15 protein-coding genes and 1 pseudogene are annotated in these 15585 nt (G+C 70.9%); 7 read left to right on the top strand and 9 right to left on the bottom strand.

The genetic code is table 11. From position 1 onward, the window contains the following. The first annotated feature begins 472 nt into the window (after positions 1-472). Positions 473-2029, top strand: a complete 1557-nt coding sequence (ffh, locus tag AB0L45_RS28190; RefSeq protein WP_365844727.1) for a signal recognition particle protein — start codon at positions 473-475, stop codon at positions 2027-2029. Positions 2030-2139: 110 nt separating this feature from the next. Here the strand turns inward: ffh and AB0L45_RS28185 are convergent, their stop codons facing one another. The 9 genes from AB0L45_RS28185 to AB0L45_RS28145 all read right to left on the bottom strand — a co-directional run bounded on the left by AB0L45_RS28185 (position 2140) and on the right by AB0L45_RS28145 (position 11410). Further along, on the bottom strand, positions 2140-3420 hold the full coding sequence (locus AB0L45_RS28185) for a phosphopentomutase (protein ID WP_365844725.1): 1281 nt from the start codon (positions 3418-3420) through the stop codon (positions 2140-2142). Then, positions 3417-4613 (bottom strand): alanine racemase, encoded by a 1197-nt coding sequence (locus AB0L45_RS28180; RefSeq protein WP_365844723.1) that lies wholly within the window; start codon positions 4611-4613, stop codon positions 3417-3419. The genes AB0L45_RS28185 and AB0L45_RS28180 overlap by 4 nt, the downstream gene beginning before the upstream one ends. Positions 4614-4618: 5 nt before the next feature. Beyond that, entirely contained in the window at positions 4619-5764 is a 1146-nt protein-coding gene (locus tag AB0L45_RS28175) for an aminotransferase class V-fold PLP-dependent enzyme (protein ID WP_365844721.1), read from the bottom strand. After that, complete coding sequence (locus AB0L45_RS28170) at positions 5761-6825, bottom strand: phosphotriesterase (protein WP_365844719.1); 1065 nt, start codon at positions 6823-6825, stop codon at positions 5761-5763. The genes AB0L45_RS28175 and AB0L45_RS28170 overlap by 4 nt, the downstream gene beginning before the upstream one ends. Before the next feature lie 36 nt (positions 6826-6861). Then, positions 6862-8244, bottom strand: a complete 1383-nt coding sequence (locus AB0L45_RS28165; protein ID WP_365844717.1) for a YhfT family protein — start codon at positions 8242-8244, stop codon at positions 6862-6864. Between the two features lie 88 nt (positions 8245-8332). Continuing rightward, the gene (locus tag AB0L45_RS28160; RefSeq protein WP_365844715.1) at positions 8333-8689 is read right to left on the bottom strand and encodes a DUF2620 family protein; all 357 of its coding nucleotides are present in this window, start codon (positions 8687-8689) and stop codon (positions 8333-8335) included. Then, complete coding sequence (locus tag AB0L45_RS28155; protein ID WP_365844713.1) at positions 8686-9057, bottom strand: PRD domain-containing protein; 372 nt, start codon at positions 9055-9057, stop codon at positions 8686-8688. Before AB0L45_RS28155 ends, AB0L45_RS28160 begins: the two co-directional genes overlap by 4 nt. Before the next feature lie 148 nt (positions 9058-9205). Next, positions 9206-10153 carry a GntR family transcriptional regulator YhfZ gene (yhfZ, locus tag AB0L45_RS28150; RefSeq protein WP_365844711.1) on the bottom strand — a complete coding sequence of 316 codons (948 nt, stop codon included), beginning with the start codon at positions 10151-10153 and terminating at the stop codon, positions 9206-9208. 384 nt (positions 10154-10537) lie between these two features. Continuing rightward, the gene (locus AB0L45_RS28145) at positions 10538-11410 is read right to left on the bottom strand and encodes a methyltransferase domain-containing protein (RefSeq protein ID WP_365844709.1); all 873 of its coding nucleotides are present in this window, start codon (positions 11408-11410) and stop codon (positions 10538-10540) included. Between the two features lie 490 nt (positions 11411-11900). Here AB0L45_RS28145 and AB0L45_RS28140 point away from each other — a divergent pair. The 6 genes and pseudogenes from AB0L45_RS28140 to trmD form a co-directional block, all read left to right on the top strand. After that, a pseudogene (locus AB0L45_RS28140) lies at positions 11901-12240 on the top strand (hypothetical protein); the annotation flags it as partial. 248 nt (positions 12241-12488) lie between these two features. After that, a complete protein-coding gene (locus AB0L45_RS28135) occupies positions 12489-13079 on the top strand; it encodes a hypothetical protein (RefSeq protein ID WP_003980231.1) in 591 nt (196 codons plus the stop codon). A gap of 155 nt (positions 13080-13234) precedes the next feature. Further along, positions 13235-13675 carry a 30S ribosomal protein S16 gene (gene rpsP, locus AB0L45_RS28130; RefSeq protein ID WP_365844706.1) on the top strand — a complete coding sequence of 147 codons (441 nt, stop codon included), beginning with the start codon at positions 13235-13237 and terminating at the stop codon, positions 13673-13675. Positions 13676-13677: 2 nt separating this feature from the next. After that, the gene (locus AB0L45_RS28125; protein ID WP_003980229.1) at positions 13678-13917 is read left to right on the top strand and encodes an RNA-binding protein; all 240 of its coding nucleotides are present in this window, start codon (positions 13678-13680) and stop codon (positions 13915-13917) included. A gap of 195 nt (positions 13918-14112) precedes the next feature. Continuing rightward, positions 14113-14724, top strand: a complete 612-nt coding sequence (gene rimM / locus AB0L45_RS28120) for a ribosome maturation factor RimM (protein ID WP_365844704.1) — start codon at positions 14113-14115, stop codon at positions 14722-14724. Beyond that, a complete protein-coding gene (gene trmD / locus AB0L45_RS28115) occupies positions 14724-15533 on the top strand; it encodes a tRNA (guanosine(37)-N1)-methyltransferase TrmD (RefSeq protein WP_365844702.1) in 810 nt (269 codons plus the stop codon). The genes rimM and trmD overlap by 1 nt, the downstream gene beginning before the upstream one ends. The last annotated feature ends 52 nt before the right edge of the window (positions 15534-15585 follow it).

The raw sequence follows: 15585 nt of genomic DNA, 5'->3' as shown, positions 1-15585 counted from the left end.
CTGAAACCACCCTGCCCAAGATCACGCTGTTCGGAATCAACCGTTTAACGAACCGAGGCAAGATCACCCTGACCAAGATCACCCGGACCGAGATCGCCCGGATCAAGATCACTCCAGTCCGTGACCTGTCCCCGGCCCAGCGCGCCTCCCAGAACCAGCACCTCTCGCAGCACCTCCCCCCGCCCCACCCCCACCCCCACCCCCTCCCCCTGCCGCAGAACCGCATGCCATCCCGCACAGTCCCCATCCGCAGCACGGACCCGGGTACGGGCTCCCCGGGCGCCGTCCCACCGTGAGACGGTGGGGGAGGGATGCGCAGCGGGCGTCCGCGTCCGTTGCGCACCGTGCCCGCGACCGTACGGAGCCCCTTCTTGTGGGTCCTCCCAGGCGGGCAGGGGCACGTTGCTCGCCCGTGCGGATACCCTAGAAGCCGACTTGACCCTGCCCCCGACCCCGAGGATCGACGACCGCCGTGTTCGATACGCTTTCCGACCGCTTGGCGAGTACTTTCAAAAACCTCCGGGGCAAAGGCCGCTTGAGCGAGGCGGACATCGACGCCACGGCGCGCGAGATCCGGATCGCCCTGCTCGAGGCCGACGTCGCGCTGCCCGTCGTCCGGGCCTTCATCAAGCAGGTCAAGGAGCGGGCGACCGGTGTCGAGGTCTCCCAGGCGCTGAACCCCGCCCAGCAGGTCATCAAGATCGTCAACGAGGAGCTCATCGGCATCCTCGGCGGCGAGACCCGTCGGCTGCGCTTCGCCAAGAACCCGCCGACCGTCATTATGCTGGCCGGTCTGCAGGGTGCCGGTAAGACGACCCTCGCCGGAAAGCTCGGCCACTGGCTCAAGCAGCAGGGCCACGCGCCGCTGCTGGTCGCCTGTGACCTGCAGCGCCCCAATGCCGTCAACCAGCTCTCGGTCGTCGCCGAGCGCGCCGAGGTCGCCATCTACGCGCCCGAGCCGGGCAACGGCGTCGGCGACCCGGTCAAGGTCGCTCAGGACTCGATCGAGTTCGCTCGCTCCAAGCAGCACGACGTGGTCATCGTCGACACCGCCGGCCGCCTCGGCATCGACCAGGAACTGATGCAGCAGGCCGCGGACATCCGCGACGCGGTCAAGCCGGACGAGGTCCTCTTCGTCGTCGACGCGATGATCGGCCAGGACGCGGTCAACACCGCCGAGGCGTTCCGCGACGGCGTCGGCTTCGACGGCGTGGTGCTCTCCAAGCTGGACGGCGACGCCCGTGGTGGTGCCGCGCTGTCCATCGCGCACGTCACCGGCAAGCAGATCATGTTCGCCTCCAACGGCGAGAAGCTGGACGACTTCGACGCGTTCCACCCGGACCGCATGGCGTCCCGCATCCTGGGCATGGGCGACATGCTCACGCTGATCGAGAAGGCCGAGCAGACCTTCAGCCAGCAAGAGGCCGAGAAGATGGCCTCCAAGCTGGCGAGCAGCAAGGGCAAGGACTTCACGCTCGACGACTTCCTGGCCCAGATGGAGCAGGTCCGCAAGATGGGCTCCATCTCCAAGCTTCTCGGGATGCTGCCCGGCATGGGGCAGATGAAGGAGCAGATCAACAATCTCGACGAGCGTGAGGTCGACCGCACGGCCGCGATCATCAAGTCGATGACGCCCGCCGAGCGCCAGGACCCGACCATCATCAACGGCTCGCGCCGTGCCCGTATCGCCAAGGGCTCCGGTGTCGACGTCAGCGCGGTCAAGAACCTCGTCGAGCGGTTCTTCGACGCCCGCAAGATGATGTCGAAGATGGCCCAGGGCGGCGGCATGCCGGGGATGCCCGGCATGCCGGGAATGCCGGGCATGGGTGGCGGCGCCAAGAAGAAGAAGCAGCAGAAGCAGGCCAAGGGCAAGCGCAAGAGCGGCAACCCCATGAAGCGGAAGGCCGAGGAGGAGGCCGCTGCCGCCCGCCGCGAGGCCGCACAGTCCGGCAACCCGCTGGGCCTGCCGCAGGGTGACGAAGCGAAGAACTTTGAACTCCCCGACGAGTTCAAGAAGTTCATGGGCTGACGTCCGTCCGGCCCTCTGGGCGGCACGCGCCGCTCGCGGGGGCGTGTACGGCGCGTAGGCATGTGAGCGAGCCCCTGGCCGGAGCCCCGGTCGGGGGCTCTTCCCTGTGATCATCGCGGTGCACCTGCCGATCCGGCCGCCGGCCGCAGCAGGGGGGTGCCGCTGCCGAGCGCACCTGCCCTCAGCCCGAGCGCGACGGCTGCTGTGGCCCCTACGTCCGCCAAGGTGTGGGCCGGCGGCAGGTGGTCGGGGTGAGTGGCCCTGGAGCCGGCGGTGCTTGGGCGGGCGGCCTCGGGGCGGTGGATCAGCACGGGAACGTACTCCCGCGTATGACAGGCGTGGCCGATCACCGGATCGTTGCCGTGGTCGCCGGTGACGATCAGACGGTCGCCGGGGGAGGAGAGCAGCGGCAGCAGCGTGCTCAGACCCGTATCCGTCCGCCGGAGCACGGAGGCGTACCGTGCGGCGTCCTGCTGGTGCCCCGCCAGGTCGGTCTCCTGGACATTGCTGACGATCAGCGCCGTGGCCGGGGCCCGGCGGAGGGCGTCGCGGGTGAGCGCGAAGACCTCAGTGGTGTCGACGCTGGGCAGGCACACTGCCGCGTCGCAGGCCAGCACATCCGCGGCCTTGCCCACGAGGGTCACGGGCACGGCCGCATCCACCGCCAGCTCCGGCAGTCGGCGGGCCCGGTCCAGCGATGCGCCGAGGTGGCGCACGGCCAGCCCGCCGTTCCGGTAGAAACCGCTCGCCGGCGTGTCCAGACCGACCGTGCCGAGGGCGCCTTCCCGGACGAAGGTGTGCAGCGGAGCGTCAGTACGGCCGGCCACGGCGATCACCCGGGCGACCGGCGCCACCGAGCGCACCACCCGGGCAACGCGGAGCACATCCGTGAACGAGACGTCCTCCAAGCGGCCGGAAACGTTCCAGTTGACGCCCGGATCCGCCTCCAGGTTGTCGTGGACGAGGATGCACCCGTCCGCCACCAGCACCGGCCGCCCGCCAAGAAGGTCCGTGCCGTGCCCGCTTTCCCGTAGGGCCGCGGCGACCCCGTCGAGATGCCCGGCGAACCGGGCCACCGTCACCCGGCTGAAGTCGGCCCCCATCATGGTCTGGTGCCCGGCGTACGTGTCGGCGCCCGGATACCCGAGCGCCGCGCGGCCCGCAGCCACCGGGAGCGTCGGGGCCCGTGCGAGGTCCGGGTGAGGGTGGACGAGGCCGAGACCGAGTGCCTCCAGAGTGGGCAGGGCAAGAGGGTGGCCCGTCGCCGCACGGTGCCGGTCGAGGAGATGGCCGAGTGTGTCCGCGGCGCCGTCGCCGGGGCGATGCGCGTCCGCGTCGGGCATCGCACCGATACCGAAGCCGTCGATGACGACGATGACGATCCTGCTCATGGTCCACCCCCGCCTTTCCTGCCCGTGTTCTCCGCGACCTCGGCAAGCGGGCGGCCGAGCGCGTCATGGCAGCCGATCAGCCGCGGCGAGCCGGCCGCCAGGCCGGCGACGACGGCGACGGTGCTGCGGGTGACGAAGATCTGCGTACGGAACGCGAGGACGGCGGTGTCCCCGGGCCGGGCGTCACCGGGAGCCAGCAAGCGGTAGTAATCGATGTTCTCGGCGGGGGCTCGCTGGACGGCGAGCCGGGCCCCGGTACGGGGAATCAGTGCCGATTCGACCCTGGCCCTCGGGTAGAAGCCGCCGCCGTGCAGGGCGGGCCGTCCGTCGGCGAGGACGTGCGCGACCTCGGTGACGTAGACGTAGGCGGGCTGTTCCGGCTGGTCCCGGTCCACAGCATGGAGGGGAGTGGTGCCGGTGAGAGCGTGGCCGGGCTCACCATGCGTGGCACCCAACTCGGCGAGCAGCGGCAGCGTGGCCGCACAGGTCACGCCCGGCGCGCTGAGCACCAGGTCCGTGTGCCCGCGCGCGGCCAGCACCGCACGGGCCTCGCGGACGAGTGCGAACGTGGCAGTGGGACGCGGCTGCTCCGAATTGGGAACACACTGGACGCAGGGGAACCCCGTGACCCCCGCGAGGCGGACCCCGGGCAACTGCTCCACCTCGGCCGCGAACTCCGCCAGGCCACCGAGTGGCACACCGCCCTCCTGGCCCGGGAACACCAACCCGGGCGCACCCTCGATCCGTACGAGGACGGCCTGGACAAGGCCCAGTCGGCGCGCGGCGTCCGACACGGCCCGGGCGTTGGCCGCGTCGAAGACGGTGACGGCTCCAGGCCGCCGGGCCAGCACCTCCGGAAGCGCACGGTGCGGAACCTGCACCAAGTGACCCACGTTGCCCACCCGCACCCCCGCCGAGTGCAGGGTGCGGGCTTCCGGTGCGTCGATCGCGGCGAAGCGGGGCAGGTACCGGGCCACGGCCCGGATCAGTTCAGGGTTGCGGCCGACTTGCTTGACCACGGGCCAGAGGCCGAGGCCCCACCGTCTCGCTTCCCTCGCCAGCAGCGCGGCATTGGCCTCGACGGCGTCCAGATCCATGACGTACGTGTTCGGCTGCACCTGACCGGTGCGGTGCAGCTCGGCGGCGAAGTCGACCAGTCGCGGATTACGTGTCAGGACGGTGCCGAGGAACATGACGGTCAGCCCCCTTCCCCGGGCCGGGGAACGTCGCGCCCGGTGCGGACGGCGTCCAGATCGCGCAGCGCGCGGCGAAGGATGTCGATGACCAGGTCCGCGCCGGCCCGCATGGGGTTGACCCGTACCGTCCAGTCGGCGAGCTCCGGTGCGGCCTCCAGGGTGGAGCTGGACATCCGGTAGACGAGCGGAGCGATTTCGTACCGGGAGTTGGCACCGACCGGGTACGGCGCGGCGCCGTACCGGGCCGCGGCGGCCGGTAACGCCCCGGCCACCGGCCGATCCAGCCTCAGCAGCACACAACGGTCCTGGACGTTGGCGATCCGTACCTCGGCGACGCCCGGCAGCTCCCCGGCCGCCAGCCGTTCGGCGACCTCCGTACCGGTCCTGGACTGCACCGCCCACATCACCGGAACGTGGCTGAGCGCGCGCAGCGCGTCCAGCGCCTGGTGCCCCTGTACCTGGCCACCGCCCGAGTAATTGTCGTCATGCACCCGCGCCACCAGATCGCGTGCCCCGACGACCGCTCCCACCCCCTCCGGACCGTGCAGCTTGAACAGCGAGAAGCAGGAAGCATCGGCGCCCAGTTCGACGCCGCACGCCGGGACACGGAAGACCGCGTAATTGTCGTCCACGATGGTGCGCACTCCGGCGGCGCGGCAGGCGGCGAGCACCTCGCCCGGGTCGTGGGAGTCCGCCGCCCGTTGCCGGGTGTGCTGCACGAAGGCCCACCGGAACCGGCCGGAGGCCAGCGCTCGGCCCAGCGCCGCGGGGTCGTCGAGGTCGACTTCGACGGTCTCCACGCCCAGCCCGCGCAAGGTGACACCCGTGGTGCGGTAGACCGGCGCGCGGTGCACGAGCAGCGGATCGCCCGCACCGAGTACGGCGCCGAGCGCGGCCCGGATGGCACCTGTCCCGGCGCCCTGCACCAGCGCAGCCGCGGGAGCCCCGAAGAAGTCGGCGAGGACGGCCTCGACCCGCGAGGTGGTCCGCGGACGTCCCAAACCCGGCACCACTCCGGCGTCCGCCTCGAAGAGCTGCCGGCCCTCGAAATGCCGGGCAACACACTCCACCAGCCGGAACTGGTTCGCCACCGCGTCCTCCACCGACACGGTCGGCAACGGGAACGTCCTGGGCAGCCGCACACTCATGTCAGCGCCCCCTGCCCCGACTGCCCTCCGGTGCCGGGAACCGGACCGCAACGTGGCACGGGCCCGGAGTCCGACACCGGTGCGGAGTCCGGCTGCCCGGCCAACTGTCGCGCTGCCGCCGGCCCGGCTGCGCCGTCCCCGCCGGTGAGAAAACGCAGCGGGTTGCGGCGGGTCAGCAGGTCGATCAGTTCCTCGTCCGCTCCTGCTGCCCGCACGCGTGGCAGGAACGACCGGAACAGGTGCCCGTAGCCCTGGCCGCCCTCACCGACCAGATAGCCGTGCCGGGAGATGTCACAACTGAGCAGCACACGGTCGGCATGCCCGGCCTCCAGCAGCGCGACCAGCAGCCGCAACCGGGTGGCATCGCTCTGGTAACGCTCCTTGCCGACGGTGTCGAACGCGACGTAAGCGCCCGCCGCCGCCAGCTCCCGATGGACCGTGGGATCGTCGAGCAGATCCTGGTGCCCGATGCTGATCCGGTCCGGCGCCAGGCCGGCCGCGGTCAGCAACTCCAACTGCGCGCGACCGCCACGCCCCAGCTGCGCATGTGTGGCCAGCGACAGCCCCGTCGCCACGGCGGCACGGGCGGCCGCGGTGAGCGTACGGGCCTCCGGCCCGCTCGGCGCACGGCCATGGCTGCCGACTTCCCCGATGACTCCGGGAAGGACGCCACCGCCGTCCGGTCCGCCGGTGATCTCCTCGATCAGCACGTCCGTCAGCTCCGCGACGCTCGCGCCCGTCACCTCGGCCGGATGGAACGCCTCGTGGTACCAGCCGGTACCCGCGACGACCGCCACCCCCGACGCCCGGGAGATGCGGGCCAGCGTCGAGAGATCCCGCCCCATGCCTCGGCAGGTCAGCTCGACGACGAGCGACAGCCCGAACCTCTCCCGAAGACCGGACAGTTCACCGGCCACCGCAGTGGCGTGCTCGGCTCCCAGCGAAGCCGCACGGTCGGTGGCCCGCGTCAGGTCGAGGGCCAGGTGCTCGTGTGCGAGTACGGGGCCCCGCACCGCGCTCACCGGCAGCGGCCCGGTGACGGTCCGCAGCGAAGCGATCATGACGCACTGCCTTCCTGGCGTCCCACGTACGCCGGCTCAGCTTTTGACCGGGGTGAAGAGATGCAGCCAATGCAGGAGATTGAGGACGATGCCGGTGACGACGACCGCGGCGGGAGCGGCGGCCATCCGGACCACCACCCGGCCCACTGCCTCGTTCAGCAGGTAGAGGCCGCCGGCTATCAGGACCCCCAGCCCGCCGCCCATGGCGTTCGCCGCCATCAAGGAGCCGAAGAGGATGGCCAGTTGCAGGGTGTCGCCGATGGCGCCGCGCAGATGCTCGGAACAGTCGCGGACCGAAGGCAGCTTGCTCAGCACCTTCCCCGTCCAGCTGAGGGCCAGCACTTCGGCCGCGAAGACCAGCGCCCCGCAGACCACCGCCAGCCAGGGGTTCGGCAGCAGATACCCGACCGGGTAGACGAGGGTGAACCCGACGATGCCGTACGCGCCGGAGGCCAGCGCCGTAGTGGCGATCAGCGGAATGAATCCGAGGGCCCGGTAGAAGTCGACCTGCGCCGCCTCCGCGTACTGCCCCTTGGCGATCAGAAAGCTGGTCGCCTCCCCGCCACCGAACACATGCAGCTGAGCCAGCAGACAGACCCCGGCCCCCAGCACCATGAACAACAGCAGGTGCCGTCGCAACCGGGCCGCACCGGCGCCGAACAGCGACGCCAACGGATCCGCCTCACCCGCCGCCCCGACCGCGACCGGGTCACCCGGAGCCGCCTCGCTCACGGACGTCGTCGCACCCGCCGCGGCTCGCTCCGCCCGGCGCTGCCGTACGTCCTTGGTCACCGCGAACCCGATGAGAAGCAGCACGCCGACCGCCATGGCCGGCGCCCCCGCGAACACCTCGGGCCACACCTTCATCGTCAGCACCACGAGCGCCAGCTCCACCCCACCGGCCAGCGCGCCACGCAACCGCCCGAACTGCTTGGTGATCGCCAACACCGGAAACAGCGCGAAGAGAAAGAGAATCGGCGTCGCCATCTGCTGCATGGCCGTCAGGAAGTCGACCGGCAGTTCGTGCGCGAGCTCATTGGCCCCGGCCAGACCGAACACGACCACCGCACCCCACGCACCGCCGAGCAGCGGCGCGAGCCACTTCTTCGGCGCCAGGATGCCCAGGACGTCGGTGGGCAGGAACACCAGCCAGGGATTGAGCACCCCGGAGGAGAGCGCCATCGGCGCCCCCAGACCGAAGATGAACCCGGCGGAGAGCCCGAAGGACACCGCCGTGGTGGCGCTCCGGGTCGTACGGCCCTGGATGAAGTCGAGCATGAAGGGGCGCACACCGTCGTTGAAGACGGCCAGCGCCAGGTGCGCGAGGAAGGCGGTCAGCGCGCACAGGGCCACGACGGTCAGTTGCTGCGCGAGCGAGAAGTTGAGACCGGTGCTCGCGGTGAGGACGGTGCTGCTCACGGGGTCACTCCTTTGTGCCCTGGCACATCATCGGATCGCACGGCCCACGGGGGCCCGGGCACCGGGCCCGGTGGTGGGCCCGGCGCGGTCAGGTGCGGGCGGCTATGGCCCCGGCCAGCGCTGGCGTGATCACGTCGATCTGGTCCACCGCGAAACCGAACACCTTCTTGCCCTGGTCCAGCAGGCCGGCGATCTCGCTCTCCGACGGGACCGAGCGGCCGAAGGTGTGGCAGACGGCGGAGCCCAGGAGCCCGACCAGCACGCCCAGTGACGCCCCGGCTCCGGTCTGGCAGGTGCCCAGGAAGTAGTCCGCCCGGCCGGCCCGCAGCCGTGCGGCCGCGTCCATGTCGTTGCTGACCACGACCTCGACGCCGTCCAGTGCCAGCCGCTGCACGGTGGCCGCGACCTCGGCCTTGCCGACACCGCCGGTGAGGATGGTCGTCATGGTGTGTCCCTTCGCAGGAGGGCGAAATGCATCGCCAGGAAGCTGATCTCGGACTCGGGGAGCGGAGAGCCGAGGGCGCTCTCGGCCCGTACGGAGACGGCGTGGGCCCGCCGGACGGCCTCCGGATGGTCGGCCAGTTCAGCGGCCGCTATGTCGTCGGCGCGGAACTCCTCGACCGGCTCGCCGTCCTGCAGCCGGGTCAACGCCATCAGCAAGTGGCTGGTGAGCATCCCCGCGGACTCTTCGGTGACCACACACCCGTCGGCGGCCAGCGCGTCCAGCTCGGCCCGTACGAACGCGGCGACCTCGGGTCGCACCTGACCGCTCTCGACGAAAATCCGGATGCGCTGTGCCAGCAGAGTGTCCATGCCCGTCCCCCTGATCATCGGTAGACGAAATCCGGTGTCTTGCACATCGGCGTGAAGCCTCGGGGGGAGCACCTGCGTACAGGTCTCCCGATGCCCCGTTCGGAACGGCGCTCCAGCTAGCTGTCCCCCGCCGGCCGCCGCAGCCGCCTCAGTAGGAAGGAACGCGCTCCCCTCGCACCACCTCGGCCTGCAGACTCGTGACGGCTTCCAGGTCGAGCGATCCGCTCACGGCTGCCAGCGCCTCGCTGCCCTCCTTGCGGGCTATCAGTGCCGCACTGGAATTGCGCAGCGACAGATCGCCGGAGACCTCGTCACCCAGCGGCAGCACTTCCACCCCGTCGCCCAGCCGCCCCTGCACCTCGTCGAGGCTCCACACGGTGGCGTCGGCCCGGTCGTGCGTGAACAGGTCGTGGATCCGTATGGACGAACTCTCCAGCCAGGTCACGTCCGGCCGATCGGCGAACGCCCGCTCAGCCAGCGCCCGTTGATCCTCCGACGCGGGGTCCACGGCGACCCGCAGACCGTCGGTGTCGAGCTGGACCCCATGCCGCAGCAGCAGACCGTGTGCGCCGACATAGGTGGCCGGCCCCAGGTCGGCGATCAGTTCGACGGGATGCTGTGCCGTCATCCGGTCGGCCGCGAAGCGGGACAGCACCGCCAGATCGACCTTGCCGTCCAACAAGGCGGAGACCCGCGAGGCGGCGCCCCGCATGAAGGTGATCGCGAAGGGTGCGCCGGCCTCCTCGAAGGCGGTCCGCAGTCCGGTGGCCAGGCCTTCGTACCGGCGCGAGTGGGGCAGCGGCATCGCGGCGAGGACGGTGCCCAGCCCGGCGAGGCGCCACAGTATGGCGCGGTCCGCGCGCACCAGGAAGGTGCCGAGATGTCCGCGCGCCACGGTCTCTATCGCCCCCGACTCCTCCAGCAACTGGAGCGCCGCCTGCACCGTCCCATTGCCCACCCCGAGTTCCGCGGCCAGATCGCGGACCCGGGGGAGCCGCGCGGCGTCGCCCTCGGTGGGCCGGTTGATCAGGAGGGCGGAGAGTCGTCGGGCGGCGTGTCCGTTGCGGGTGAGGAACCGTTCGTCGATGCTGTTCATGGAAATGACAGTAAACAGAATTCTGGATATTGGGTATACCTCGCACGGGTGAATGTCTGGGGCCTCGATGTTGACGCGAATGCTCGGTCCGGCTTGCGGAGCGAAGCCTGGAATGGGCGGTTGCCCAGATCCCGTTTCCGGCCGACGCCCGGCCCGGGCCGCTGCGCCACATCGGCAACGCTCGGGGACAAGCCGCTGCGCCACATCGGCAACGCCCGGGACAAGCCGACTGGCCAAGCATCGGTTTCGCCAGTCAGGACGTCGGGAGGGGGAAGGACGAGAGGGGTGGAGCAACTGAAGGACAGGGCGCCGGGAAGGTGGAAGGGCAGAACGCCAGGGAGGTGCAAGGGCAGAGCGTCGGGAAGGTGGACCGGGCAGGAAGAATCACGTGCGGGCGATGAGATAACGGAACACGTTCGCCATCCAGACCGTGCCGTCCGGACGCTGGTGCGGGTGCAGTGCCTCGCTCAGCTCCTTCTCCACCTGCGCCGCCTCGGTGACCTCCAGCGCCGCGTCGAACAGCCCCGTGGACAGCAGCCCCCGTACCGCGCTCGGCAGGTCGCCGTATCCGAACGGGCAGGCCACCCGCCCCGACCCGTCGGGCCGCAATCCCGCACGGTCGGCCAGGTCCTCAAGGTCGTCCCGGCCGCTGGGCCGCCAGCCGCCCGTCGTACGCAACGGGTCCGCCAGTCGCTGGGCCACCCGCAGCACACTCGCCGTGGCGCACCGTTCCACCGGGCCCCAGCCGCCGAGCACCACAGGGCTGCCGCGCTCCGCGAGGCCGGCGGCCGTCACCAGTGAAGCCGTCAGCCCCTCGATGCTGCTCACGCAGCCCACCGGGTGAAATGCCGTCACCAGATTGAATGCACCCTCCGGGGCGGCCGCCCGCTCGGGACTGCCGCACGCCAGCAACGTGGCACGCGCCGCGCCGTCCCCAGCCTCGCGAGCGGAGTCGGGAGTCAGCCGCTCCCGCGCCAGATCCAGCCGTCCCTCGTCCGCGTCCACACCGCAGACCTGCGCGCCACGCGCCGCCGCGATCAGCAGCGCGAGCCCGGAACCGCAGCCCAGGCCCAGCAGCCTGGTGGTCGGCCCGACGCCCACCCGGTCGTAGACGGCCTCGTACAGCGGCACCAGCATCCGTTCCTGGATCTCGGCCCAGTCCCGGGCGCGCCCGCAGGGGCCGGCCGGTGCGGAGGGGTCGTTCGAACCGGACGAGCCGGACTGCCGGAGGTGATGCCGTACGAGCGTGGGTGTCATCGAAAGCGCCCCAATCCGCCGAGAACCCGAAGCTGTCAGTGGTCGATCTCCCCCGTGTCCCGCCCCTGTGTTCGCGTCGTGCGCCCCCGCATTCCAGACAACTCCCCATCCGGCTCGGAGTCCAGGGGTGCGCCGGGGTTGTCTCCCGCGCGCCCCTCGGTGCGCCGGGGTGCAGTTCCGTTCGCCGGTGCCGGGTGTCGCGCCCTTACCGTGCGCGCCATGGCAAAGGCCCCCGTTCTCACACCTCAGGCGGACGACGTTCCACCGCTGGTACCAGGAGTTGATCAGCAAGGCCGAGCCGGCGGACAACGGTCCGGTGCGCGGCACCACGCGGTCGGTGCGCGGCACCATGGTCACCCGACCGTTCCGTCGTCAGACCCACCTCCGAGACCATCGTCAACGAAGTCCTTCTTCACGTGGGTGCAGAGTCCCGGAGGTTTGTCGTTGGCCGCCGACCAGTGGGTCAGCGACGCCCGTCGGGCCGATCCCGCTCCAGGCCGTGGTCCTGGCGATCAAGGGCGAAGCCGCCGCATCGGCCGAGGCCCGACGGATCGGCGGCATGCTGACGACCGCGGGCGTACGCGCCCAGGGCGACGACCGTACGGACCTTCCCTTCGCGCACCTCGGACGTGGCGCCGGTCGAGGAGGTCGCCGAGGTGGTGGCAGCAGGCGGCTGGGTCCGTAACCCCGGAGCGGTACTCGGCCCGGAGGGGGAGGCCCGGCTCGCCGTGGGCCCGGTGACCGTACGGTGTCTGGTAACCGAGGGCGGGTCGGTGCCCGACGCGGACGACGCCCCCGATAGCATCGCGGTCGTCGCGCGCGACTGCTGAGCCCCACCGGGCTCCACCGGTGTCACGCCGCGGCCCACGGGCAACGGTTGCCCCGGCGCGTACCCATCTCTTACGCGCCGGGGCGTACGCGCGGGTACGCCCCGGCTTGCCACCCGACGCGCGCCTTCTCCGCAGTTCTGCGCACACGCCGTCCTCGAAACCCATGACCAGAAACTGACCGGTACGTGCAAATTATTTGAGATGCCCCGTAATCGGAACACTGGATGGATCCGGCTCGTTGTCACGACGTGAGCACGACACCGCCTGTTCTCGCCGCCGAGCTGGCGCTCGCGTGGGCCGACATTCAACGGCACCACCCCGAGCTGCCGGACCTGGCCGCGCCCGAGTCCCTGATCGGAGAGTCCTCGTCCGCCTGTGGGGCCGAGCTCTCCTTCGAACGGCTGTTGCACGAGGCAGTCCATGGCATCGCCGCCGCCCGCGGCGTCCGTGACACCTCGCGTGCAGGCCGTTACCACAACCGTCGATTCCTCGCGATCGCCGAGGAGTTGGGCCTCGACCACGTCGACGAGCCGCACCCGAGCAGCGGCTTCTCGCTGGTCACGCTCAACCCCGAGGCCAGAAGGCGCTACCGCCCCACCATCGAGCGGCTCGCCAGAGCCCTCAAGGCGCACTCCGCCGCGACCACGGCCGACAGCGCCCGCAGCTTCCGGGGGCCGGCCGCCCGGCACGGCTCGTCCGGCGGCGGTGTGCGCGTCAAGGCCGTATGCGATTGCGGTAGAAATGTGCGGGTTGTTCCGTCTGTACTGGCTCAGGCGCCCATCGTCTGCGGCGGCTGCGGCAAGCCGTTCCGGATCCCCGAGGTGGCTGCGGTCGGCTGACCTGGAGTGGTGTGGCACAATGGTCAGCTGTACTCGACAGTCGCACAGGACCCCTCTCTCCTCCGGCTGGCGCGTCCATCGGGCACCCGAGTGCCGCAACCCCACGTGGCATCCCGTTGTGCCCAACCACGTCAAGACCAGGAGACACCACTCCCGTGGCAGTCAAGATCAAGCTGAAGCGTCTGGGCAAGATCCGCGCGCCTCACTACCGCATCATCGTCGCCGACTCCCGCACCCGCCGTGACGGCCGGGCCATCGAGGAGATCGGTCTGTACCACCCGGTGCAGAACCCGTCGCGCATCGAGGTCGACTCCGAGCGTGTCCAGTACTGGCTGGGTGTCGGCGCGCAGCCGACCGAGCCCGTCATGGCCATCCTCAAGGTCACCGGTGACTGGCAGAAGTTCAAGGGCCTGCCCGCCCCGGCGCCGATGAAGGTCGCCGAGCCGAAGGCTGACAAGAGCGCCCTGTTCGAGGCCCTGGCCAAGGACGCCGGCGACGAGCCGAAGGGTGAGGCCATCACCCCGAAGGCGAAGAAGGCTGACAAGAAGGCGGACGAGGCCGAGGCCGAGTCCACCTCCGAGTCGACCGAGTCCTGATCATGCTCGAGGAGGCCCTCGAGCACCTCGTAAAGGGCATCGTCGACAACCCCGACGACGTGCAGGTCGCCTCGCGCACCCTGCGCCGCGGGCGCGTCCTGGAGGTCCGGGTCCACCCCGACGACCTCGGGAAGGTGATCGGCCGCAACGGCCGCACCGCGCGTGCCCTGCGGACGGTCGTAGGCGCCATCGGCGGCCGTGGCATCCGGGTCGACCTCGTCGACGTGGACCAGGTTCGCTGAGCAGAACCGGGGCACCGGGGTACTCCCCGGACCAGGCAGTACCGGCACGGGCCGGGGAGGGCTACGGCTCACCCCGGCCCGTTGTCGTAGGCATCTGCGACGATGCACGTATGACCGTTATCACCGATTGACGAATCACGAGGCGAGGACCGCCACCGCGAGAGCGGCGGGCGGCCGGCCGCGAAGAGGGGCACTGTGCAGCTGGTAGTCGCGCGGATCGGCCGCGCCCACGGCATCAAGGGCGAGGTCACCGTCGAGGTGCGTACCGACGAGCCGGAGCTGCGGCTCGCACCCGGCGCCGTGCTGGCCACGGACCCGGCCACCGTCGGCCCGCTGACCATCGAGACCGGCCGGGTGCACAGCGGGCGTCTGCTGCTGCGCTTCGAGGGCGTACGGGACCGTACGGGCGCCGAAGCGCTGCGCAACACGCTGCTGATCGCGGAGGTCGACCCCGAAGAGGTCCCCGAGGACCCCGAGGAGTTCTACGACCACCAGCTCATCGACCTCGACGTGGTCACCCGCGACGGCACCGAGGTCGGCCGCATCGCCGAGATCTCCCACCTGCCCTACCAGGACCTGCTGGTCGTCCGCCGCCCGGACGGCAGCGAGATCCTGATCCCGTTCGTCTCGGAGATCGTGCCGGACATCGACCTGGCGGAGCAGAAGGCGGTCATCGACCCGCCGCCCGGCCTGCTCGACGACAGCCAGGCCGAGGTGGCCTCGGCCCGCGACGCGTCCGGCGCGACCGCGCCCTCGGAGGCGGAGGGGGCTGCCGCCCCGGCCCGTGACGCGGGTGAGGACGCGTAATGCGGCTCGACGTCGTCACGATCTTCCCGGAATACCTGGAACCGCTGAACGTCTCCCTGGTCGGCAAGGCCCGCGCCCGTGGCCAGCTGGACGTACGCATCCATGACCTGCGGGAATGGACCCACGACAAGCACAACACCGTCGACGACACACCGTACGGCGGCGGTCCCGGCATGGTCATGAAGCCCGAGCCGTGGGGTGAGGCGCTGGACTCGGTCATCGACTCCCAGGAGGGCGACCCGGTCATCGTCGTCCCCACGCCGAGCGGCATACCCTTCACCCAGCAGCTGGCCGTGGAACTGTCCGAGAAGCCCTGGCTGATCTTCACGCCGGCCCGCTACGAGGGCATCGACCGCCGCGTCATCGAGGAGTACGGCGACCGCGTGGACGTACGCGAGGTCTCCATCGGTGACTACGTCCTGGCCGGCGGCGAGGCTCCCGTCCTGGTGATGGTCGAGGCCATCGCCCGGCTGCTGCCCGGCGTGCTGGGCAACTCGGCCTCCCACCAGGACGACTCCTTCGCCCCCGGCGCGATGGCGGACCTCCTGGAGGGGCCCGTCTACACCAAGCCGCCCGAGTGGCGCGGCCGCGGCATCCCCGAGGTGCTGCTCAGCGGCCACCACGGCAAGATCGCCCGCTGGCGCCGGGACGAGGCGTTCCGCCGTACCGACCGCAACCGCCCCGACCTGATCGAGCGCGCCGACCCGGCCGCCTTCGACAAGAAGGACCGGGAGACCCTCTCCATCCTCGGGTGGGCCGAGGGCACGGACGGTCGATTTGGGCGTACGAGCGACGACGTGGAAGAATAGGCCGCTGCTGTGTGCGTCCGGCGCGCGCCCCTGCCACAGGGGGAACGACGCC

Origin of the sequence: Streptomyces sp. NPDC052496 (genome assembly GCF_040679095.1) — a bacterium.
GTDB lineage: Bacteria > Actinomycetota > Actinomycetes > Streptomycetales > Streptomycetaceae > Streptomyces.
Note: the sequence above shows the minus strand (reverse complement) of the source record. Positions and strands in the feature narration are given on the sequence as shown.

Excerpts from the sequence above, each read along its gene's own strand:
- AB0L45_RS28185 (WP_365844725.1), bottom strand. The coding sequence starts at position 3,420 with ATGAGCAGGATCGTCATCGTCGTCATCGACGGCTTCGGTATCGGTGCG.
- AB0L45_RS28180 (WP_365844723.1), bottom strand. The coding sequence starts at position 4,613 with ATGTTCCTCGGCACCGTCCTGACACGTAATCCGCGACTGGTCGACTTC.
- AB0L45_RS28175 (WP_365844721.1), bottom strand. The coding sequence starts at position 5,764 with ATGAGTGTGCGGCTGCCCAGGACGTTCCCGTTGCCGACCGTGTCGGTG.
- AB0L45_RS28170 (WP_365844719.1), bottom strand. The coding sequence starts at position 6,825 with ATGATCGCTTCGCTGCGGACCGTCACCGGGCCGCTGCCGGTGAGCGCG.
- AB0L45_RS28160 (WP_365844715.1), bottom strand. The coding sequence starts at position 8,689 with ATGACGACCATCCTCACCGGCGGTGTCGGCAAGGCCGAGGTCGCGGCC.
- AB0L45_RS28155 (WP_365844713.1), bottom strand. The coding sequence starts at position 9,057 with ATGGACACTCTGCTGGCACAGCGCATCCGGATTTTCGTCGAGAGCGGT.
- yhfZ (WP_365844711.1), bottom strand. The coding sequence starts at position 10,153 with ATGAACAGCATCGACGAACGGTTCCTCACCCGCAACGGACACGCCGCC.
- AB0L45_RS28145 (WP_365844709.1), bottom strand. The coding sequence starts at position 11,410 with ATGACACCCACGCTCGTACGGCATCACCTCCGGCAGTCCGGCTCGTCC.
- AB0L45_RS28125 (WP_003980229.1), top strand. The coding sequence starts at position 13,678 with ATGCTCGAGGAGGCCCTCGAGCACCTCGTAAAGGGCATCGTCGACAAC.
- trmD (WP_365844702.1), top strand. The coding sequence starts at position 14,724 with ATGCGGCTCGACGTCGTCACGATCTTCCCGGAATACCTGGAACCGCTG.